Annotated in this window: 18 protein-coding genes, 1 pseudogene and 1 riboswitch; of the genes and pseudogenes, 8 read left to right on the top strand and 11 right to left on the bottom strand. The window is 70.0% G+C overall.

All coding sequences use genetic code 11. The features are described 5' to 3' along the window. Positions 1–41: 41 nt before the first annotated feature. The 3 genes from H5J26_RS11690 to H5J26_RS11680 all read left to right on the top strand — a co-directional run bounded on the left by H5J26_RS11690 (position 42) and on the right by H5J26_RS11680 (position 4,458). On the top strand, positions 42–1,631 hold the full coding sequence (locus tag H5J26_RS11690) for a GMC family oxidoreductase (protein ID WP_235980637.1): 1,590 nt from the start codon (positions 42–44) through the stop codon (positions 1,629–1,631). Next, the gene (locus tag H5J26_RS11685) at positions 1,628–3,118 is read left to right on the top strand and encodes an APC family permease (RefSeq protein WP_235980636.1); all 1,491 of its coding nucleotides are present in this window, start codon (positions 1,628–1,630) and stop codon (positions 3,116–3,118) included. The genes H5J26_RS11690 and H5J26_RS11685 overlap by 4 nt, the downstream gene beginning before the upstream one ends. Positions 3,119–3,543: 425 nt before the next feature. Further along, positions 3,544–4,458: a D-alanyl-D-alanine carboxypeptidase family protein gene (locus H5J26_RS11680; RefSeq protein ID WP_309237874.1), complete on the top strand. Its 915-nt coding sequence runs from the start codon at positions 3,544–3,546 to the stop codon at positions 4,456–4,458. A 159-nt stretch (positions 4,459–4,617) separates the two neighbouring features. Here the strand turns inward: H5J26_RS11680 and H5J26_RS11675 are convergent, their stop codons facing one another. Continuing rightward, positions 4,618–5,871 carry a PP2C family protein-serine/threonine phosphatase gene (locus H5J26_RS11675; protein ID WP_309237873.1) on the bottom strand — a complete coding sequence of 418 codons (1,254 nt, stop codon included), beginning with the start codon at positions 5,869–5,871 and terminating at the stop codon, positions 4,618–4,620. A 176-nt stretch (positions 5,872–6,047) separates the two neighbouring features. Then, positions 6,048–6,971 (bottom strand): Rieske 2Fe-2S domain-containing protein, encoded by a 924-nt coding sequence (locus H5J26_RS11670; protein ID WP_181765724.1) that lies wholly within the window; start codon positions 6,969–6,971, stop codon positions 6,048–6,050. Between the two features lie 55 nt (positions 6,972–7,026). Between H5J26_RS11670 and H5J26_RS11665 the strand changes: the two genes are divergently transcribed. The 3 genes from H5J26_RS11665 (at position 7,027) to H5J26_RS11655 (ending at position 10,485) form a co-directional block, all read left to right on the top strand. Beyond that, positions 7,027–7,209, top strand: coding sequence for a hypothetical protein (locus tag H5J26_RS11665; protein WP_181765723.1), 183 nt, complete (start codon positions 7,027–7,029; stop codon positions 7,207–7,209). 446 nt (positions 7,210–7,655) lie between these two features. Continuing rightward, positions 7,656–7,864: riboswitch (cyclic di-AMP (ydaO/yuaA leader) on the top strand. A 293-nt stretch (positions 7,865–8,157) separates the two neighbouring features. Continuing rightward, the gene (locus H5J26_RS11660) at positions 8,158–9,126 is read left to right on the top strand and encodes a M23 family metallopeptidase (RefSeq protein ID WP_181765736.1); all 969 of its coding nucleotides are present in this window, start codon (positions 8,158–8,160) and stop codon (positions 9,124–9,126) included. Between the two features lie 393 nt (positions 9,127–9,519). Then, positions 9,520–10,485 (top strand): aldo/keto reductase, encoded by a 966-nt coding sequence (locus H5J26_RS11655; RefSeq protein ID WP_235980635.1) that lies wholly within the window; start codon positions 9,520–9,522, stop codon positions 10,483–10,485. A gap of 25 nt (positions 10,486–10,510) precedes the next feature. On the opposite strand, the gene H5J26_RS11650 is transcribed toward H5J26_RS11655, so the two are convergent. From H5J26_RS11650 to H5J26_RS11625, 6 genes are all read right to left on the bottom strand, one after another. Then, positions 10,511–11,212, bottom strand: a complete 702-nt coding sequence (locus tag H5J26_RS11650; RefSeq protein WP_181765722.1) for a bleomycin resistance protein — start codon at positions 11,210–11,212, stop codon at positions 10,511–10,513. Between the two features lie 97 nt (positions 11,213–11,309). Next, positions 11,310–11,732 carry a PPOX class F420-dependent oxidoreductase gene (locus tag H5J26_RS11645; protein ID WP_181765721.1) on the bottom strand — a complete coding sequence of 141 codons (423 nt, stop codon included), beginning with the start codon at positions 11,730–11,732 and terminating at the stop codon, positions 11,310–11,312. 21 nt (positions 11,733–11,753) lie between these two features. Beyond that, on the bottom strand, positions 11,754–11,960 hold the full coding sequence (locus H5J26_RS11640) for a DUF397 domain-containing protein (protein WP_181765720.1): 207 nt from the start codon (positions 11,958–11,960) through the stop codon (positions 11,754–11,756). Beyond that, positions 11,944–12,387, bottom strand: coding sequence for a very short patch repair endonuclease (locus tag H5J26_RS11635; protein WP_235980634.1), 444 nt, complete (start codon positions 12,385–12,387; stop codon positions 11,944–11,946). Before H5J26_RS11635 ends, H5J26_RS11640 begins: the two co-directional genes overlap by 17 nt. Positions 12,388–12,482: 95 nt before the next feature. Next, positions 12,483–12,938, bottom strand: coding sequence for an SseB family protein (locus tag H5J26_RS11630; RefSeq protein WP_309237872.1), 456 nt, complete (start codon positions 12,936–12,938; stop codon positions 12,483–12,485). 87 nt (positions 12,939–13,025) lie between these two features. Continuing rightward, positions 13,026–14,552 (bottom strand): PrsW family glutamic-type intramembrane protease, encoded by a 1,527-nt coding sequence (locus H5J26_RS11625; protein ID WP_419183781.1) that lies wholly within the window; start codon positions 14,550–14,552, stop codon positions 13,026–13,028. Positions 14,553–14,803: 251 nt separating this feature from the next. Between H5J26_RS11625 and H5J26_RS11620 the strand changes: the two genes are divergently transcribed. Continuing rightward, the gene (locus H5J26_RS11620; protein ID WP_181765718.1) at positions 14,804–15,688 is read left to right on the top strand and encodes a PRC and DUF2382 domain-containing protein; all 885 of its coding nucleotides are present in this window, start codon (positions 14,804–14,806) and stop codon (positions 15,686–15,688) included. A gap of 115 nt (positions 15,689–15,803) precedes the next feature. Here H5J26_RS11620 and trmB read toward each other — a convergent pair whose 3' ends face one another. The 3 genes from trmB to H5J26_RS11605 form a co-directional block, all read right to left on the bottom strand. Further along, positions 15,804–16,583 (bottom strand): tRNA (guanosine(46)-N7)-methyltransferase TrmB, encoded by a 780-nt coding sequence (gene trmB / locus H5J26_RS11615; RefSeq protein ID WP_181765732.1) that lies wholly within the window; start codon positions 16,581–16,583, stop codon positions 15,804–15,806. Positions 16,584–16,717: 134 nt separating this feature from the next. Further along, complete coding sequence (lhgO, locus tag H5J26_RS11610; RefSeq protein WP_181765731.1) at positions 16,718–18,040, bottom strand: L-2-hydroxyglutarate oxidase; 1,323 nt, start codon at positions 18,038–18,040, stop codon at positions 16,718–16,720. A gap of 283 nt (positions 18,041–18,323) precedes the next feature. Next, entirely contained in the window at positions 18,324–19,820 is a 1,497-nt protein-coding gene (locus H5J26_RS11605) for an MFS transporter (RefSeq protein ID WP_181765717.1), read from the bottom strand. Between the two features lie 1,030 nt (positions 19,821–20,850). Between H5J26_RS11605 and H5J26_RS11600 the strand changes: the two are divergent. After that, positions 20,851–21,349: pseudogene (locus H5J26_RS11600) on the top strand (asparagine synthase); the annotation flags it as partial.

The raw sequence follows: 21,349 nt of genomic DNA, 5'->3' as shown, positions 1-21,349 counted from the left end.
GCCGGGCCGAGCGGGCACAACGGGCAGGGACGGGCGCGGACTTGAGCGACGGAAGCAAAGACGACGACTCCTACGACTACGTGATCGTGGGCGGCGGCACCGCCGGCTGCGTACTGGCCGCGAGGCTCAGCGAGGACCCCGGCTGCCGCGTGTGCGTCATCGAGGGCGGACCCAGCGACGTCGGTGACGAACGCGTGCTGAACCTGCGCAACTGGATCAACCTGCTCGACTCCGACTACGACTACCGCTACGCCACCGTCGAGCAGCCGCGCGGCAACTCCCACATCCTCCACTCCAGGGCCCGTGTGCTGGGCGGGTGTTCGTCGCACAACACCCTCATCAGCTTCCTGCCCTTCCCGCAGGACCTGGAGGAGTGGGTGCGACTCGGCGCCGCGGGCTGGGGACCAGAAACGCTCCTTCCGTACCGGGACCGGTTGCGCAACACCATCCAGCCCGTCGCCGAGAAGGACCGGAACCCCATCGCGCACGACTTCGTGACCGCCGCGGTCAACGCCCTCGACGTGCCGGTCATCGACGACTTCAACGCCCACACCTTCACCGACGGAGCGGGCTTCTTCTCCCTCGCCTACGACCCGGGGACCGGACACCGCTCCTCCGCGTCCGTCGCCTACCTGCACCCCGTGATGGGACGGCCCAACCTCACGCTGAAGCTGGAGAGTCGGGCGTACCAGGTGTCGCGTGCGGAGGACGGGCGCCTCACCCAGGTGAAGGTCGGGTACGCGGACGGCACCACCGGCACCGTACGAGCGGAGCGCGAACTGCTGCTGTGCGCCGGGGCGATCGACACCCCGCGGCTGCTGATGCTGTCCGGCATCGGCCCCGCCCACGATCTGCGCGCGCTCGGCATCGACGTGCTCAACGACCTGCCCGGCGTGGGGGAGAACCTGCTGGACCACCCTGAGTCGGTGATCGTCTGGGAGACCGCGGGGCCGCTCCCGCCCAACTCGGCGATGGACTCCGACGCGGGGCTCTTCGTACGCCGCGACGCACAACAGCCGGGCCCCGACCTGATGTTCCACTTCTACCAGGTGCCCTTCACCGTCAACACCGAGCGCCTCGGCTACCCGAAGCCGAAGTACGGCGTCTGCATGACGCCCAACGTGCCGAAGGCCCGGTCGAGGGGCCGCATGTGGCTGCGCAGCGCCGACCCCGAGGACAAACCCGCCCTGGATTTCCGCTACTTCACCGATCCCGAGGGGCACGACGAGCAGACCGTCGTCGACGGCCTGCGCATCGCACGGCAGGTGGCGGCGACGGGCCCGCTGCGCGACTGGCTGGTGCGGGAGGTGGCTCCCGGCCCTGAACTGACCACGGACGAGGAGCTCTCGGAGTACGGACGTCGCGTGGCCCACACCGTCTACCACCCGGCGGGCACCTGCCGGATGGGAGCGGACGGCGACGCGATGGCAGTGCTCGACCCGGAGTTGCGTCTGCGCGGCGAGGAGGGGGTGCGGGTGGTGGACGCATCCGTCTTCCCGAGCATGCCGAGCATCAACCCGATGGTCACCGTCCTGCTGACCGCCGAACGAGCGGCCGATCTGATCACCGGCCGGGCAGGATCACAGGCCCGGCGCGGCACCGAGGACCCGACGAAAGTGGAGCAACGATGACCGACGCCGGTATGCCCGCAGCCTCGGGGCGGCCGGAGGGCGGCTCAGGGGGAGAAGCGGCCGAGCACGGCTCGGAGTTCCGCAAGGAGATGGGACCTTGGGCGAACTTCGCGCTCGGATTCACCTACCTCTCCCCCGTGGTGAGCACCTACACGCTCTTCGCGACCGCTCTGGCCACCGGCGGCCCGCCGATGATCTGGGCGTTCCTGCTCGCGGGCGCCGGGCAGTTCCTCGTCGCGCTGATCTTCGGGGAGGTCGTCGCCCAGTACCCCATCGCGGGCGGCGTGTATCCGTGGGCGCGCCGGCTGTGGGGGATGCGCTGGGCGTGGATGACCGGCTGGGTCTACATGTGGGCGCTCCTCGTGACGATCACGAGCGTCGCGTACGGCGCAGGCCCGTACATCGCCATCCTCCTGGGATTCGACTCGAGCGTGCACACCACGGTGTTGTGCACCGTCGCGCTCATCGTCGTCGCCGTACTCATCAACTACGCGGGTACCAAGGCGCTTTCGATGGCGGCCATCATCGGCTTCACCGGGGAGCTGGTCGGCGCCCTCGTCGTCGGCATCTGGCTGCTGGTCACCCACCGCTTCCACGGGATCGGCGTCATCGTCGACAACTTCGGTGCGACGGAGGGCGGTTCGTACTTCCCCGCCTTCCTCGCCGCCGCCATCATCGGCTTCTACCAGTACTACGGCTTCGAAGCGTGCGGCGACACCGCCGAGGAGGTCGCCCACCCCGGGAAGGTCATCCCCAAGGCGATGCGCCGCACCGTCTACGTGGGAGGCGCGGCCGCGACGTTCACCTGCCTGACGCTCCTGCTGGCCGTCGAGGACTACTCGGCCGTGATCGACGGCTCGGACACCAACCCGGTCGTACGGGTGCTCTTCGAAGCGCTGGGGGAGGTCGGGGGACGGATGGTGATGGGCGTCGTGCTCATCTCGTTCCTGTCCTGCACCGTCAGTCTCCAGGCCGCTGCGGGACGCCTCATCTACTCCTACGCACGCGACAAGATGGTCTTCGGTCACCAGCTGTTGCGCACCTTCTCGCGCAAGCGCGCCGTACCGACCTACGCGCTGCTGGTCGCGGCCGTCGTCCCGACGGTGATCGCCTTCGGCTCGCTGATCTCCGAGGACGCCCTCACCAAGATCGTCTCCTTCGCGATCCTCGGCATCTACGCCTCGTTCCAGATGGTCGTGCTCGCCGCCCTGCGGGCACGCCTGAAGGGCTGGCAGCCCAGAGGCGACTTCCGGCTCGGACGCTGGGGACTTGCCATCAACATCGCGGCGCTGGCGTACGGCATCTTCGCCATCGTCAACATCTCCTGGGCACGCACCCCGGAGGAGCCCTGGTACAGCAACTGGATCGTGCTGCTGTGCGGCGGCATCGTCCTGGTGACCGGCCTGCTGTACATGTTCACCACCCACCACTACGGGCGTGGCGACGCCCCCGCGGGAGACGCGGTCCCCGAGCGGTCGAAGGTCTGAACGGCCGGGCGGGGTCGGGCCGTTCGCGTGGTCGGGCGGTCGGTGGGGCCGCCGGATCTAACGCCTGCCCTGTGCGGCCCACGCCGTTCTGCCGCCGTCCCGCCCAGTCGTGTACGGTCACGCCCGTGCAGCATCAACATGGCGCCGCCGAAGGCCGGTTCACGAGCCGGAGCGCGGCCCGGATCCCGAGTGCTGCCGGTCACCGGAATCGTCCTGCTCCGCGGTGAACGAGGGGCGGTACCCGTCGCCTTCCTTCCGGCCTCCCTCACATGGCGGTCGAGTGGCAGGGAACCGTTGGGGTGAATGGTGATTTCCGTGCAACCAATCGGGGCGTTGAGCTGTCCTTGGAACAAGGACCTTTGCTGGGGCGGCGGCCGGACCGTACGTGGATGCCGTCCGCCCCATTGACGATGGAGTTTTGAGTGATTCGTGTATCGAAAAGGGCCCGCTGGTCGGGTGCGGCGGCGGTAGCGGCCGGAGCCGTGCTGGCCGCGGGGCCCTTTGTCGTACCGGCGCAGGCGGCGCCCCCCTCCGGCATCAAGGCCAAGGGTGCCTTCCTGCTCGACAGCGGGTCCGGCGAGGCGCTGTGGGGCAAGGGCTCCGACACCAAGCGTCAGATGGCCAGCACCACCAAGGTGATGACCGCGGCCGTCGTGGTGAGCACCAAGAACGTCGACCTCGACCGCAAGGTCACCGTCAAGAAGGCCTACCGCGACTACGTCACCAAGTGGGGCGGCAGCACTGCCGACTTGAGGACCGGCGACAAGCTGAGCCTGCGGCAGCTGCTGTACGGGCTGCTCCTGCCCTCCGGCTGCGACGCCGCGTACGCCCTCGCGGACGCCATCGGCACCGGCAGCTCCTCGACCGCCCGCGTGAACTCCTTCATCGGGAAGATGAACGCGAAGGCCGACCAGCTCGGCATGAAGAACACGGAGTACGACTCCTTCGACGGCATCTCGAAGAAGAACAAGAACTACTCCACGCCGCGCGACATGGCCAAGCTCGGCAAGTACGCACTGGGCAGCGCGAACATCCGCGCGGTGGCGAAGTCGACGTCGACCAAGCAGAAGGCCACCAACGGCCGCACGTACACCTGGTACAACACCAACCAGCTGCTGGGCTCCTACAAGGGCGTCATCGGCATCAAGACCGGCACCGGAACCAAGGCGGGGCCCTGCCTCATCTTCGCCGCGACCCGTGGTGACCGTGCCGTCGTCGGCGCGATCCTCAACAGCAGCAGCCGGTACCCGGACGCGAAGAAGATGCTCGACTGGGGATTCCAGCAGAAGACCGCCAAGCTCGACCTGCGCTCGCTCCCTGAGGGAGCAGAGCGGGACTGATGCGGGGGCGGCTCAGTCCGCTCCGAAAGCGTCGACCGCCCGGGTCCTCACGTCCACCGACGTGAGGACCCGGGCGGCTCTGCGTCAGGCACGCAGGTGCTGCCGTCCCGTCCGGGAGGCGCGTGAATCGGCTCGGCCCCGGGCGCTGCCGGGGCGGGCTCATCGGGCGGCGACGGGGTCGCACTGGAGGACGACGATCACCATGTCGTCGTTGATGGCCTCCGCCCACCGGGTGACGTCGCCGTGGATGAAGGAGACGACCTCGGCCGGATCGATGCCGGCGGTGCGCATGCTGCCTCCGGCTCCGTCGGCGCGGAAGGCGCTGCCCGCGCCGTACCGTTCCGTCAGCCGCTGCCCCAGCGGGTAGAAGCCGCCGTCGCGGCTGCGCGCCTCGGTGACACCGTCGGAGTACGCCACCAGGGTCTCGCCCTGCGCCAGTTCGTAGCTCAGCGCTTGGGGGACGCTGTCCGGGGCGAGATCGCCGAAGCCGAGCGGAAGCGCGTAGCCGGGCTCCAGCGGGACGACTCCTTTCCCGCCCCCCAGGCGGAACAGCGGCGGATGCCCCCGGTCCAGTACGCGCACGAAGTGCCCGTCGTCCGGGAACTCCAGCAGTACCGCCGTCGCGAACAGCTCCGGCGCCCAGCTCCTGCCCGGCCGGTCGTGCAGACTCGGTGCGGCCGAGCCTCCGGCCTCCAGGTCCTCACGGTCCATGGCCATGGCTTCTTCGATGCGCCGTGCCACACCCGTGAGGGTGGGACACGTCATGGCTGCCTCACGGAACGCCGAGGTGATCGTGGCGACCGTCTCGGTGGCACCGATGCCCTTGCCACGTACATCACCCACGACGACCCGCAGCCCGTACGGGGTCGGCCTGACGCAGTAGAGGTCACCGCCGATGAGTGCGGCCTCGTCCGCAGCGCGGTAGATGCCGGCGAGACGCATGGGGCCCAGCCTCGGAGGCAGTGGCCTGAGCAGGGCCAGCTGTGTGGCCTCGGCGACCGCCTGCACCTGGACGAGCTGGTTGGTCGTGTGTTCGAGGATGAGCGCCAGCAGGGTCGAGAACCCGGTGACCAGGATCAGGGTGATGACCGGGCCGGTGACGTTGTCGGGATAGACGTCCGTCAGGGCCAGGTGCATGCCGATCAGCAGGCCGATGGACATCCCGCCGATGATGCAGGTGACGAACGGCCGGGAGAGCAGAGCGGCCAGTACGACCGCTGCGGTGAGGAACGAGGCGAAGGAGTAGCGGGTCGGTGTGGTCAGCTCCAGGACGAGCGCCAGGACCACGAGGACCGGTGGCAGCCAACGGATCCAGGGCGGCAGCCAGCCCATCCGCCCGGGGCCCGTTCCCCGGCTTCTCCCGCGTTCGACGTACCGCTCGACGCGCTCGGCGATCACTCTGCCCGTGCCCACTTTCGTGTTCCCTTCCACTGGGCTCCGGCCACCGCTCTCTCCTGCTCCGGCCCTGCTCTCAGTTTCCGCCACGGGCGCCGATCCGGCTCGGCGTCCCGCGCCACGCGGCGGGCGGTGCGCGGGGGCGTTCACAGGGGGTGTCGCATACGCGGGACGAGCGCGGGTCAGGCGCGGGGTCAGTGGAGCAGCCGGGCCTCCACCTGTCCGTCGACGTTCCGCGTCTCGAAGGCGGGCTGCGGAGCAGTGGCCGGCCCGCCGAGGTTCCAGCCGTCCTTGAGCCGGAAGAGACTCCCGTGCCAGGGGCAGCGCACGCAGCCGTCGATGACCTGCCCCTGCGAGAGCGGTCCGGCCATGTGGCTGCACCGGTCGGCCAGCACGCGCACGGCGCCGCCGCTCTCCCGTACGACCACGACCGGCACCTCGCCCACCGTCCGGCGGACGGTTTGACCGATCGGGAGCTCCGCGGCCGCACCGATGGGGTGCCAGCCGGGTTCCGTACGGACGGCGATGTCCTCGGCGTGGTTGACCGCGGCGGCCTGCCGGTAGGCGAGGTGGCCTCCGAGCGCACCGCCGGCGCTGACGGCGGCGAGCCCGGCGTAGCCGAGCGCCCGGCCGCGCAGGTGACGGCCGCGCAGCCGTGCGCCCAGGGACGCGGCGTAGAGGCCGATGGCCACCGAGTTCATCGCGGCGTGCACGAGGCCCACCCGCATCTGCGGGCTGCGCATCTCCGCCCAGTCCACCCACCCCGTGACGGCGGCGGGCACGGCGGCGACGAGCCCCGTGCCCACCAGCAGCGTGGCCGGGTACCGCTTGCCCGGCACCAGGTCCAGGACGGCGGCGGAGAGCCAGGTGCCGATCGGTACCTGAACCAGGACGGGGTGCACCGGATGGCCCAGCCACCGGCCGTGCAGGAAGTCGCGCGTCTCGTCGCCCAGCGGCACGGACTGGATGCCTCGGCGCAGACCGTCGAGGAGGGGATCGATGCGGTTGGTCCGCTCGAGCTTGTCGACGGTGGTGATCACCCGGCCCGGCTTCTCGGGATCGGGGAGGACGGAGCGGACCGCGGACGCACAGGCAAGGAGCTTCTGGGAATAGGACATACCGCCCGGTTCCCCTCTGAGGCGGGAGCAAACGGCACCGTAGGGCGGGCCGTGGGTGCTTCACCGGTCGTACGAGGTGGAGGTCGCGCTGCTCGAATGGACGCCCGGGGGGTCGGCGCGGAACCTTGGCGATGTCGAGCAGCGCGTCACGGCGGCGGCGCTTGCCAAGATCCCGGCAGGGGAGCGCGAGGTGCTCTTCGCGCGCTCAGCCGTGGGCATAGGTAGCCGCCGCCCCTGAAGGGCGGCTGCCGCTTTCCTCGATCGGGTGAAGCTTTCCTGCCCCTCGGTGCCCGAACTCGGCCACCGGCCGAACCACGCCGGGGAGTTCCCCCGGTTGCCGTCCAACATCCCTCCTGCGACGACGAGTTGCCCGAGTTCGCGCCCGGCTCGGCCCCGACCGACGCACGAGCCCACGCGAACGGTGACGGGAGGGACGACACAGCATCGATGGCGCCGCAGCGGGAGGAAGACCCCAACTGACGGTCTTTCACCGGTGTTTCACCCGTCACCCACAGCGACACCATCCATCGGCCGGGTGATGCCCTGACTGGATTGACCGTACTGTCCGGTACGCACCTGTCACGCGGCTACAAATCTCACCGGAACCGCTTGGAATCCGAGCCGGGCCTCTATTAACGTTCGATAACGCAGCGCGGTCGTCACTGCCGTCACGAGAGACGGCACCGTGCGCCGTCGCCGAATCCTGAAAGTGCACCACCCCGAGCCACAACTCGATACAAGTGCACCAAGGGAACCGGGGAACCACCCCCCACCGGATTCGTCCGGCGGGGATGGGGTGAATCGACACGTCCCACCCATGGGCGGGCTGTTCGTAGGAGACCTTCCTGCTCCGAACCCGTCAGCTAACCCGGTAGGCGAGAAGGAAGGAAAGGAGAACGCCCCCGTGGCGTCCAACAGGTATGCCCCCGAGGGCACGTACGACCCGTACCGCGGCGATGACGAGTCCGGCACATACGAGGTCTACGGCTCCTTCAACTCGTACCAGCACCACGAGAGTTACGCCGGGTACGAAGGCTTCGCAGCGCAGGACGGCTTTGCGGCGAACCACGCTCTCGCAGCGCAGGACGGCTTCGTCCAGTACGGCGCCGGCCAGTACGACGCGCACGGCGCTCTGTGGACCGAGACGTACGAGTTCGCCGCCGTCACCGATGAGCCCGTAGCGGTGATGCAGCACAGCATCGACGAGGCACCCGCCCCCACTCCGGCCCCCTCCTCCGAGGCCCTCGGCGAGTGGAACCCGACCAAGGAGTCGGTGCGTTCCGTCCGCGGGCGCCACAAGGTGGTCAAGCAGCGCGGCGGAAGCATGGCCCGCAGCGGCGCGGTTCTCGGCGTCGGCATGATCGCGGCAGTCGGCGCGGGCGGCATCGCCACCGCGCAGGAGAAGCCGGCAGCGATCTCCATGCCGGACGTCTCGGAGAAGGCCAAGGAACTGCCGGGCGTCGGCAGCCTGCTCGGCGGCGACGAGACGGTCGTCGCGGGTGGCCCGCTCACCCAGGGCGCCCTCACCGAGAGCGATGCGGCCGCCGGCCGTGACACCGGCGAGGCACTGCGCTCCCGCATCCTCCAGCAGGCCGCGGACCAGAAGTCCCAGGCCGCCACCTCCGCCCAGGAAGCAGCCCTCACGAAGGCGGCCGACGCGGCAGAGGCGAAGGCCAAGCAGGAACTCTCGCAGAACAAGAAGGCCGCCGCCGAAAAGGCCCGCAAGGCGGAAGCGGCCCGGCTGGCCAAGCTCGCCAAGAGCTTCTCGCTTCCCGTCGCGGGAGCCCAACTCACCTCTTACTTCGGCGAAGCCGGCAGCCTGTGGTCGAACGACCACACCGGTCAGGACTTCGCCGCTGCTTCCGGCACGCCCATCAAGGCCGTCGCCTCCGGCACGATCAAGGAAGCAGGCTGGGCGGGCTCGTTCGGCTACCGGACCATCCTGGAGCTCAAGGACGGCACCGAGCTGTGGTTCGCCCACCAGTCCTCGATGAACGTCTCGGCCGGTGAAAAGGTCGCCGCCGGCGACGTCATCGGGCGCGTGGGCGCCACCGGAAACGTCACCGGCGCACACCTGCACCTGGAGGTCCACCCCGGCGGTGGCTCCGCGATCGACCCGCTCGCGTGGATGCGCGGCAAGGGCCTGAAGGTCTGAGGAGCTCTTCGTGAGGGGGGCCGGCACACGCCCCGTCCCCCCTCTGCTCCCCCAGTACATGCAGCGGCAAGGCTTACGCGTCACAGCCTGACCGGCGTAGCCTTACCCACTCGGCTCTCCGGGCTGCATCCAAGTTCACACAGTTCTTCTTCATTCTCGCGAAGACCTTTCGCGCCGCCGCCGCCTCGCACCGCCGAGGTGTGCTGGACCACGCACACTCGCCCATGCCCCTCGGCGTACTCATGGAGGGGACGAGGCGGCGGCGGACGGGGGCCCTTCCCGGCCCCGCACATGCCCCGGCGGCCCTGGTGGACCACCCCCCGACATCAGGGCCGCCGGTCTGTCCCCACTTCACCGCCCGTTCGGTGTGCCGCGAGCGCTACGGTCGGGATCATGCCTGACAACGCGATCACGATGAACCAGCGCCGGTCCGTCGGCCGGCTGTCCGTCTCGCCTCTCTGCCTCGGCGGCAACGTCTTCGGCTGGACGGCCGACGAAGCGAACTCCCATGCCGTGCTGGACGCCTTCACCGAAGCCGGCGGCAACTTCATCGACACCGCCGACGTCTACTCCGGTACCCGGCACGGCGTGAGCGACGGCAACGACTCCGAGACCGTCATCGGCAACTGGACGGCCGCACGCGGCAATCGCGATGCGGTGGTCATCGCGACCAAGGTCGGCGCACACCCGGAACGCAAGGGCCTGTCCGCCGTCAACATCAAGGCGGCGGCTGAGGATTCGCTGCGCCGTCTGCGTACGGATCACATCGATCTGTACTACACGCACTTCGACGACGAGAGCGTCGAGGTCTCCGAAATCCTCACGGCGCTGGACGACCTCGTACGGGCGGGCAAGGTCCTCGAGATCGGCGCCTCCAACCTCTCGCCCCAACGCCTCGCGGCCTCCCTCGCCTTCAGCGCCGAGTCGGGCACCGCCCGCTACTCCGCACTGCAGCCGCACTACAACCTCGTCTCCCGCGACACCTACGAGGGCCCGCTCGCACAGCTCGCCGAGCAGCACGGTCTCGCGGTCATGCCGTACTTCGCGCTGGCTTCCGGATTCCTCACCGGCAAGTACCGGCCCGGGAGTTCACAGGAGGGCCCGCGCGCGGCAAGGGCCACGCAGCACCTGGAGACGGAACGCGGCCGACGCGTCCTTGCCGCCCTCGACCAGGTCTCTCAGGCCCACGGAGGTCTCGCCCCGGCAAGCATCGCCCTCGCCTGGCTGCTCACGCGCCCGACAGTGGCGTCCCCGATCGCCAGCGCCCGTACGACCGGCCAACTTGAGGCGCTGCTGGGCATGGGAGAGGTGGAGCTGACGCCGGACGAGGTGACGCTGCTGACGGAGGCGTCGGCCTGACGTACGCACGGCCGGCCCGACGCCGCTAGCCCCGCAGCTCCTGGAGCCGGGCCAAGTCGTCCCGGGCCGACTCCGCTTCCTCCTCGGTGAGTTGGACTGCCGCGGCCTTCTTCAGCAAGTCCGCGGCAGTCCCGTCATCGCCGAGGCGTCCGGCGACATCCGAGCGCAGCACGAGCAGACGCAGGAGCTGGACGCGCGTGGGCTCCTCGTCCTCCAGTTTCAGCACCCGGTCGATGATCTTCGCCGCGCCTTCCGGATCCTCGTGGGAGTCCGCGAAGAGGGTCGCGTTGTGCAGAGCGCGCGCGAACGTCTCCTTGGGTGCGGGACGGTGGCGTTGGTCCTCGCTCGTCTTCATGCCGATGCGGATGCAGTTGCCGCCCGGATCCGACATGAGGAACTGCCGCACGCCGTACGACATGTCCCGCAGCGGCCCGATGCGGGGCAGCCCACGCGTCGGGATCTTCCCGTACGCAGACTTGAGTCCGGCTCGGAACGTCTCGTAGAGCGGGTCCACGTCATCAGTGAGGACGTAGCAGGTGCTGAACGACTCCGTCGGCTCGAACTTCTTCATGCCGAAGAACTGGAGCTCGATCGCGCCGCGTTGCACGACCGCGAACGGGTTCGGGCTCTTCTGCTGGAAGGTCACCTCGAATCCGAGGGCGGTGTAGAAGTCGAGGACCGGCTGAAGGGTCCGGCACGGCAGGATCGGAATGACTCGTTCGCTCATCCCTCGACTCTAGTCAAAATTGATTAGAAGGCCAGAGGTTGAGCTGCCGCTTGGTCTCCTGACCCGGACGTGTGCGGTGGCGTCGGCAACCTGGCGCTCAGCGGCGGGGCTGACCGTAGGCGTGCTCGACGTTGATCCGTACGACCTGACGGCGCTCGGCGACCATCGCGGCGCGGTACTCGTCCCAGTCGGAATGCTCTCCGCCGATCGCGCGGAAGACGTCGATCAACTCCTCGACGGCGTCGTCGTGCGGATCGGTCGCGACCGCCGTCAGCTCGGCGTCCCCCTCGGCGACCGTCCAGGCCCAGCCGTCCTCGCTGGAGACGTGGAAGCTCGCGCGCGGGTCACGCACGAGGTTGCGCGTCTTGGCACGGTCGGCCGTGACGGAGATGCGGATGATGCGACGGGCGGAATCGTAGGCGTACATGACGTTCGACATCTGCGGGCGACCGTCCCGCTTCAACGTCGCCAGAACGCCGAGCTTGCGTTCGGCGAGCAGCGCGAGCAGTTCTTCGTCCACGGCTTCTCCGGTTCTCTCGTCTCAGAAGTGCCGTTGCTTGACGGCGCCCAGGAACGCTTCCCAGCCACGTGCCGGAAAGACGAGCACAGAGCCGTCCGCCCGCTTGCTGTCCCGTACGGGCACGACACCCGTCACAACGCCGCCGACCTCGACGCAGTTACCGCCACTCCCGTTGCTGTGGCTGCTCTTACGCCAAGTGGCACCGTCCAGATCAACCCGAGTGAGCATTTCCGCGCCTGGAAACGCGCACAGCCGCAGCGACCTCATCCGCGACGACCTTCGGATCCTCGTGCTCCCAGAAGCGCAACACCGTCCACCCCTCTGCCTTGAGGTGAGAGGTCGTCTCCGAGTCGCGGGCCATGTTCTTGTCCAGCTTCGTGCGCCACCACTCGGCGTTGGCCTTGGGGCTGGTCGCGTGCTCAGGGCATCCGTGCCAGAAGCAACCGTCGAGAAAGACGGCAACGCGCGGTCCAGGAAACGCGATGTCGATCGTGCGCCTCGACATGCCAGGAACTCGCCTCTGGAGCCGATACCGCAGCCCCGCCGCGAACAACAGCCGCCGCACTGTCACTTCGGGCGTCGTGTACCGCCGCCCCTGACGCCTCATGCGGGCGGAAACGCCCAGTGAGGACGGCTTCATCGATGGGCTGGTCATGGGAACAGATTGGCTCATCCGCCCCCTCGCCGTGCAAACGCGTGATCTACTCGATTGTCCTTTGACGATCAGCCCCACGCTCGCCAAGCCGCCACTCAGCGCCTGCGTACCCCCGCCGCATACGCGTCAACTGTCGCGCTGTCCGGCACGATTCCCGTCACCGGCGGCAGCACTCTCCCGGCCTCGCTGCCCGCGTCCAGCGCCACGCCGCAGGGCCGTCCCACCGCCGGTATGACCGAGCAGAGCAGCCGGCGGCCCATCACCCGCCGGTAGTTCCACCCCTGCGTGCCCTCGTCCGTGACGGTGGCGGGCTGCCGTACGTCCAGGTCGCCGCGGGATCCGGCGAAGCGCGACAGGGCCTTCTCGTCGGAGAAGGCGAGGATCCAGCGGATGTCGCTGAACTCGGCTGACCACAGGGCGCCTTGGTCGTCGAGCGGTACGAGTACGGGTGTGTGCCGGAATTCGTCGAGGAAGTCCAGGAACTCCTTCCGGGCGGCAGCTACGTCCTCACGCGTCTGCTGCTCGGCAGCCACCAAGTCAGCCAGTCGCACGCTTGCCCCAACCCTCGCCCACGCTCGTTCCGACCCGCGCATGCTGGCAGTGATGCTTCAGCCTGGCAACCGTCACGGGGCCGGCCCCTACCGCATCGTGAACTGCTGAGGCGTGTACGCGGCGGGCTCTCCGCGCCAAAGGCCCGGAGGGTGGGGCGGGTTGAGGGTGAGCGACGCGGACGAGGTCGCCGGGCCGGCGACGGCGTGGCGGTGCCAGAGGTGGTGGAGCAGTTCCTGTTCGCGCGAGTGGAAGTCCGGGGCGGGCCTGCCGTGGTTGGCGCGGGCCCGCAGCAGCGCGAGGGACGTGGCGAAGTGCTGGTATTCGGCGACCGTACGGGCGGCGAGGGGTCCGTGCGTGCGGCGGGCCAGCGAACGGGCCATCGCGCGGGCGCGCATCGAGGACAGCCCCCACGGTTCGGGTGCCTGGAGCCAGCCGGCCGAGGCGTATGCGGGGAGGGTGTCGCGGACGGTGTGCAGCTCCTGCCGTCGCGACCAGACGGCCAGCCAGGTCAGGGCGGCGAATACGGGGATCATGAAGAGTGCGTAGACCGCGAGGAACGTCAGGTCGGGCAGGGAGGCCGAACCGTTCCAGATGGCGTGCAGCAGCGCTGCCGTGACCAGCCCGAGGAAGGGGATCACCACGCGGAAGATGCGCCGCATCCCCGGGAGGGCGGCCACCATGCCGAAGCCGATGCCGGTGAAGGCGGTGAAGAGCGGGTGCGCGAAGGGGGCCAGGACGATGCGTATGAAGAAGGTCATGGCCGTGACCGACTCGTGCAGCGCGTCGGGGGCGAGGAGCTGGTCCTCGCCGTAGGCGGTGCCCAGATACAGGACGTTCTCGGTGAAGGCGAAGCCGGTGGCGGTGATGCCGGCCAGGGCGATGCCGGATATGACGCCGTCGAAGTCGCGCCTGCGGAAGACGAAGAGCAGCAGCACCGCGGTGCCCTTGGCGGTCTCCTCGACGATCGGGGCGATGACCGTGGCGCCGAGCATGTCGGCGTGCCCGGGGGAGTCGGCGACGGAGGCGGAGAGCCAGTCGGTGGCCAGACTGTTGGCGAGGAGCGCGACGAGAGTCGCCGCGCACGCGCCCCAGGCGAACGCGAAGAGGTGGTTGCGCCAGGGCGTCGGCTCCACACCGTCGATCCAGCGGAAGGCTGCGACCAGGAGCGGCACGGGGAGCACGGCCAGGCCCAGCCCGACGAGGAGCCCGACGGTGCCTGTCTGCTCGCGTACGAGGCCGAGCAGGACCAGCCCGCAGAGCGTGAGCAGCGTGATGAGGGTGAGGGCCCGGACCGTACGCCGGTGGCGGTGCCACCAGGACGGGGTTGCAGGCGGACGGTAGCGCCAGTCGGCCGGGGAGGCAGGCATCGCGGGGAACTGGGGCTGCTGGGCGTAGGCGGGCACCGGGTGGAACTGCGGGTGCGGATCCGGCTGCGCCGGCAGGCCCGCCTGAGGTTGCGGAGCGAATTGTGGCGCGGGTCGCGGATCCGGGTGCGCCTGGGGCGCCGCGCCCGTGGGGTCTCCCCCGCCCGCGCTTGCGGCGTCCTGCCGGGCCGCAGGGGGGCGGTCCGCGTATGTGGGCGCGTCAGGCGCGCCGGAAGCCTCGTCGTCCACCACTCGACAGTAACGACGTCCGCGCCGCCCCGATGGTGGGTGCCCGGGATCGCATGGGATGTCCGGCGGGATTGCCCCGTCGATCCGATGGGACGCCGCTGAGGAACCGTGCATCGACCTGGTGGATCTTGCTAATTCACTCGTTTGGCCTGATTTGGGGATGAATGTTCAGGAACGCAGGTGCGGGCCGCGCGAGACGGGGTTTGCCTGGAAGCGGAGGCAATACGCCATTGGGAGTAGGAGGCTCATTCATGATCTCCCAGGAACAGATCCCCGCCGTGGTCGACCACACGATCTACGACGCGGACGGCAAGCGAATAGGCGAAGCCCGTCACGTCTTCCTTGACGAGCGCACAGGCGAGCCGGAGTGGGCCACGGTCCGGACCGGTCTGTTCGGGACGCAGGAGACGTTCGTACCCATCCACGAGGGACGCGTCGTCGACGACTACCTCGAGGTGCCAGTCGCCAGGACCAAGGTCAAGGGCGCACCTCACATGGACGTCTCCAAGGGCCGCCTCACCGAGCAGCAGGAGCGCGAGCTGTACAACTTCTACGGCTTCGACTGGGACAGCTCGGACACCCAGGCCGGCCAGGGGACCGCAGCCGGGGCCGGGGCCGCCGCAGGTGCGGGCGCCGGCGTTGCCGGCAGCGGCACCATGAGCCCCGAGGAGGAGGACGCTGATATGGCCACGGGCGCCACGGCATCGGGTGCGATGCCGTACGGACGTGAGGGCGGTTCTCGAGCGATGACCGGGTCGGATGCCATGACCCTCTCCGAGGAACACATGCGTGTGGGCACGGAACGGGTCGAGAGCGGCCGGGCGCGGCTTCGCAAGTACGTGGTGACCGAAGAGGTCGAGCAGTCCGTTCCGCTGCGCCACGAAGAGGTCCGCATCGAGCGCGAGCCGATCACCGAGGCCAACAGGGAGGATGCGCTGAGCGGCCCGCAGATGAAGGAGGACGGCTACGAGGTGATCCTGCACGAGGAGCGCGCGGTCGTGGAGACCGAGGCCGTGCCCGTCGAGCGGATCCGCCTGGTCACGGAGGAGCACGTCGACCAGGAGACCGTGCGCGGTCAGGTCCGCAAGGAACGCATCGAGGCAGAGGGGATCGACGACACCTACGGATCCGCCTGATCCGTGGGGCAGGGTCCGGCCCCCGCACCCGGGACGAGAGTTCAGGGTGCGGGGGCCGGACACGTCTGCCGGTGCCGTGGTCTGACACGTGGGCGCGGACGAGGGCCGCGGAGGTTCAGCGGCGGCGGAAGAGCAGGTCGCGTACCTTGTGACCCTTCTGCAGGCCCTGGCCCTCGAAGCGGGTGCGGGGCCGGACGGCGGGGCGAGGTGAGAAGCCGCCGTCGAGTTGGGTGTTCTCGTACTCCGGGTGTCCGGAGAAGACGTCCAGCATCTGCTCCGCGTAGGGCTCCCAGTCCGTCGCGCAGTGCACGAGCGCGCCGGAGCGCAGCGCCACGGCGGCCAGGTCGAGGAACTCCGGCTGGATCAGACGGCGCTTGTGGTGGCGCTTCTTGGGCCACGGGTCCGGGAAGTAGACGCGGAGACCGGAGAGCGACTCCGGGACGAGCATCTCGCGGAGCAGGATGATCGCATCGCCGTTGCCCACGCGGATGTTGGACAAGCCGCGCTCGTCCGCCAGCCGCAGCAGATTGCCCTGGCCGGGGGTGTGCACGTCGACGGCGAGTATGCCGGTGTGAGGGTCGGCGGCGGCCATCTCGGCGGTCGCCTCTCCCATGCCGAAGCCGATCTCCAGGACGACGGGAAGCGTGGGGGATGCATGCGCATGAGGGATGCCGGAATCGGTCCCGGGGGCCCGCTCGGAACTGTCCGCGAACATCGCGTCGAGGTCGAGGTGGCGCATCCCGTCGATGTCGAACCCCCAGCGGGGCCACAGGCGCTGCAGCGCGGCGCGCTGCCCCGCGGTGACGCGGCTGCGGCGGGGCTGGAAGCTGCGGATGCGCCGCTCGTGATGCGAACCGGCCGGGTCGGCGGAGGGGCCGGTGCCGTCCGGGAACATGGCAGGTTTCTCAGACACAGTGATTCCACTCTAAGGGCGTGACGGGAGCCGTCGGCGCGAAGCCCCTTCAGGCCGTGGCCCATCAACTGCGCCCCGCGGCCTTCGGCCCTGCGATCTGGCCGTCCGCGTGCCCGTCAGCGTGCCGTCGCGCGGAGGGCTTCCAGCGCTCGCCCTGCCACTTCCCGGCCGATCGGGAGTGACGCCGTCGCCGCGGGTGAGGGTGCGTTGAGCACATGGACGGCGTGCTGCCCCTCGGTGATGAGGAAGTCGTCGACGAGCGTCCCGTCGTGCAGCACGGCCTGCGCGCGGACACCGGCGGGAGCCGGCACGAGGTCGTCCTCGGTGACCTCGGGCAGCAGCCGCTGGACCGCCTTGGTGAAGGCCCGCTTGGAGAGGGAACGGCGCAACTCGCCTGCCCCGTAACGCCAGTGGCGGCGGGCGACCCGCCACGTGCCCGGGTGGGCGAGCACGGCGGCGAGCTCGCGCGGGCGCACCGTGCGCCAGTCGTACCCCTCGAGGGCGAGGGCGGGGACGGCGTTCGGCCCGATGTGGACGCCGCCCTCGATGCCGCGGGTGAGGTGGACGCCGAGGAAGGGGAAGGCGGGGTCCGGCACGGGGTAGACGAGGCCGCGCACCAACTCCTCGCGGGCGGAGTCCAGTTCGAAGTACTCACCGCGGAAGGGGATGATGCGGGCCGGGGGGACGTCGCCGGTGAGCTGTGCGACCCGGTCGCAGTGCAGGCCGGCGCAGTTGACCATGGCGCGGGCCCGTACGACGGAGGTGCGGGCGGGAGTTCGGCCGGCTGCGGCCTGGGACGAGGCGCCTGCCTGCGGCGCGACGGCGACCTCGACGGCGACGCCCGCGCCGGGGCGGCGGTCCACGGCTGTGACCTCGGTGCCGTACCGCACGAGGGCGCCGCCGTCCTTCGCGAGCCGCGCGAGCTTCCCCGCGACCGCGCCGAAGTCGCAGACGCCCGTGGTGCCGACGTGGATGGCCGCCAGACCCCGCACGTGCGGCTCGTGCTCCGCGATCTGGGAGGGGCCCAACTCGCTGACGGGGATGCCGTGTTGCCTGCCGCGCTGGATGAGGGCGTGCAGCCGGGGCAGCTCCTCGCGCTCCGTGGCGACGATCAGCTTGCCGGTGACGTCGTGCGCGATCCCGTGCTCCGCGCAGAACTCGACCATCTCGGCGGCGCCCTGCACGGCGAAGCGTGCCTTGAGCGAACCGGGGCGGTAGTAGATCCCGCTGTGGATCACGCCGCTGTTCCGCCCGGTCTGGTGACGGGCCGGGCCGTGCTCCTTCTCCAGCACGAGCACGCGCGTGCCCGGTGCGGCGCGGGTGATCGCGTACGCGGTGGACAGCCCGACGATGCCGCCGCCGACGATCAGCACATCGCAGTCGTACCCCGCCGAGGATCCCGTGCGCCGGGTGCCGACCGGCGTCGTCCGCGCTGGCATGGCCCTCCCCGTCGTGGTGCTGGTCTTGTACTGGTCGGATGCGGAGGTCGTACTGGATGCGATGGCGTCACCGCAAGTGGAGGCAGGCACGTACCCCATCATGAACCGCACCACCGACAACGGGCTGCGACGCAGGTCACGAGATGCCGCTCAGGTGCACCCGGTGCCGGGCACCGCGAAGCCCTACCGCATCCTCCCTGATCACCCCCAGCGCGCGCCTACGTCACCTCTCGCGCATGGACTCCGGTGCACGCTTGGACGTGCGGGGCGCTTCCGAGGTCCTTCACGCCGGTGCCGCCAGCAGCGGACGGGCCTGTTCGCGCAGCTCCGCCACCCGCGGCTCGTCACCGTACGGTTCGAGGCGGTTGAGCAGATCCCGCACGTACTCGGTGGTGCGCGCCGATGAGATGCGCCCGGCGACCTCGACGGCGCGGGCACCGGCGGCGCATGCCGCGTCCAGGTTCCCCGACTCCAGCTCCGCCACGGCCGAGACGACGAGCCGCAGCCCGTGTGACCGCACGAACTCCTCCGTCGGCTTCGAGAGCGCCTTCTCGGTGAAGCGCCGCACCTGGCGTGGTGCCTTCAGGTCGGTGTAGCACTCGGCGGCGTCGGCGGCGAGACGGTCGTAGGAGTAGAAGTCCAGCCACGAGGGGTCCGAGTCGCCCTCACGGGCGCGTTCCAGCCAGCTCTCCGCGTCGGAAAGGGCTGCCCCGCACGCCTGCGAGTCGTTCGCCTTCGCATGTGCGCGGGCCTCGACGAGGCGGAAGAAGCTCATGGTGCGGGCCGTGGCGAGGCCGCGGTTGCGTTCGACGGCGGCCTGGGCCAGGTCGACGCCCTCGTCGGCGAAGCCGCGGTAGGTGGCCTGGAGCGACATCGAGGCCAGGACGTATCCGCCGAGCGGCACGTCGGCGGCGGCGCGGGCCAGCCGGAGCGCCTGGATGTAGTAGCGCTGCGCCGCCTCCTGCTGGCCGGTGTCGAAGGCCATCCACCCTGCGAGGCGGGTGAGTTCGGAGGTGGCGCCGAAGAGGGAACGGCCGACCTCGTCGGTGTACGCACCGAGCAGCAGAGGGGCCGCGTCCACGCGCAGGCACTCCGGCACCATCGACGAACGCCAGTCGCCGCCACCGTACTTGGAGTCCCAGCGGCGCGCCTCGTCCGCGGCCTCACGCAGCTTCGCCACGTCGGTGTGGCCCACGCGCAGCGGTGACGGGGTCTCGGTCTCGGCACCGCCCTGCCCGTTCGCGGCTCCGTCGGCTCCGTCCGCGTCGCCGTCCGTGCCGGTGCTGCTCGCGGCGGTCTCCGGGTCGCGTGCGACCGAGCTGTCGGCCGGGGTGATCAGCCAGCGGGAGGCGGGTGTCGCGTACGCGCTGACGGCGAAGGACCCGGCCAGCGACTGCCAGATGCCGCCACCGCCGCGCCGCCCGCCGTGCAGGTCGAGACGGTAGAGGTCGGTGGCCGCCTTCACAGCCGCGCCCACGTCCCGCGGGAAGGCCAGGCCTACTTCCGGGGCAGGGTCGGCGTCGGCGAGACCGATCTCGTGCAGGGGGACGGGCCGGCCGAGCTTGCTCCCGATCGCTGCCGCGATGAGATGTGGGGCGGCGCCCTGCGGGACCATGCCCTTGGAGACCCAGCGGGCGACAGACGTCTTGTCGTAGCGGAGCGTCAGACCCCGCTGCGCACCCAAGTCGTTGACCCTGCGGGCGAGTCCGGCGTTGCTGATTCCTGCGAGGGCGAGGACGGTGCCGAGTTTCTCGTTCGGCCCGCGTGGCTCCCTGGACATGCGCGCACACCCCTGACACACACCGACGGCCGCCTCCACACCCGGCGCCAACCGGGGCGAGACACCTCACTGCCCGCGCGAGAAGCGCGGGATGCCTCCCTACGCCGGCACGGCGCGGGAAGCACTGAGGACTTAGCGTAGTTCGCCGCATCCCTACCGTTAAGGGGCGCCGGACCGGATGGCGGGATTCGTGTCCGTGGGCAGGGCGCCGAGTAGCCGCCCCCGCACGGGTGCGGACGCCGCTGTCCGTGACTGTCCGCGTGTACGTGCGTCCGTCACGTGCCAACCCGTCGGACTTGCACGGCAGTCGGCTGAAATCGTGTGCGGAAAACATCGGATAACGGCACAGGTCCCCGTGCTCCGGGTGTGTGGTCGTGCGCCTCCGAATGCGCCTGTGCGGGTCTGCGGGGTGAATGTTCCATGGGTCGTGCGTGGGTCGGCCCGCTGTACTGGACCAGTGGGCTGGGGGAAACCGCCGCCCCGTTCCCCGCGGGCGACGGTACGGCCCGGGAGGTTGGAGAAGCCTCCCGGGCCGACATCTTCTTCGCTGTCTTCGCGCGTCCTCCGGGCCTTTCGTGTTCATGTTCTGTGGACGTTCCGTGTCCGAATCGGGTTCGGGGCGAGGGGTTCGTGTGGGGCGGCCGTGCCTCAGGTTCCTCGCGGGACACCGGTCGGTGAACACGGCGCGTAGGATTCCCGGTTGCGGGTGGTCGCGCTGTGATGGTCCGTCAACGCATCGTCGTCTTCTCATACTTGGCCGAATAACATCGGTCAGCCGTGCGGTGCCGGATGCCGACGCCACCGGTATATGCCTGTCCTGCGATACGACGCCGTGTCGCGGCCGCGCATCTGACCGGCGTCTCGCGACAGGCGCACGCTCCGCGCAACCCGCGTTCACCCGCGGCGCGTTGGGGCCAGATATGCGCCCCTTTCACGCCTCTCGTGCACCCGTCTCGTGGCAACATGGCCGCAGGGGCAAGCTGACGGCACGCTCACAACGGCATCATTCAGGCAGCGGAGGCGGGCGGCGATGCGATGGTTGGTGGGATGGAGCAGCGCCGCTCCCGGAGGCGGCCGGATCCCCCAGGGCTCCCTTCAGCCGGTCGGCGCGCAGCTCCTCTGGAGCGACCCCGACCCCCTCTGGGCCGTCGGTGACTGGCGCCCTGACGAAGTACGCGTCATTCATGCCGACGGCAACCGCCTTGCCGTCTTCGGCTGTTGCGGCGCGAGTGACGAGGAACTGCGACTGGGCCTGTCCGCCGCGCGCGGCGGCGCCTACCGGCATCTGACCGCCTGGCCCGGCAGTTACACGGCCGTCGCCTGTGTCGGGCGCCGCCTCACCGTCGCCGCAGACCTCGCCGGCGCCCGTCCCGTCTTCCACACCCCCTGGGACGGCGGCACCGCCTACGCCACGGCCGCCCTCCCCCTCGCCGACCTCATCGAGGCGCAGCTCGACATCGGCCACCTCGGCGCCCTGCTCGCCTGCCCGGACAACCACGCGCCCGCCGCTTCGATATGCGCTGGGCGCA

The sequence above is a fragment of the Streptomyces albidus (ex Kaewkla and Franco 2022) genome, assembly GCF_013870515.1.
GTDB lineage: Bacteria > Actinomycetota > Actinomycetes > Streptomycetales > Streptomycetaceae > Streptomyces > Streptomyces albidus.
Note: the sequence above shows the minus strand (reverse complement) of the source record. Positions and strands in the feature narration are given on the sequence as shown.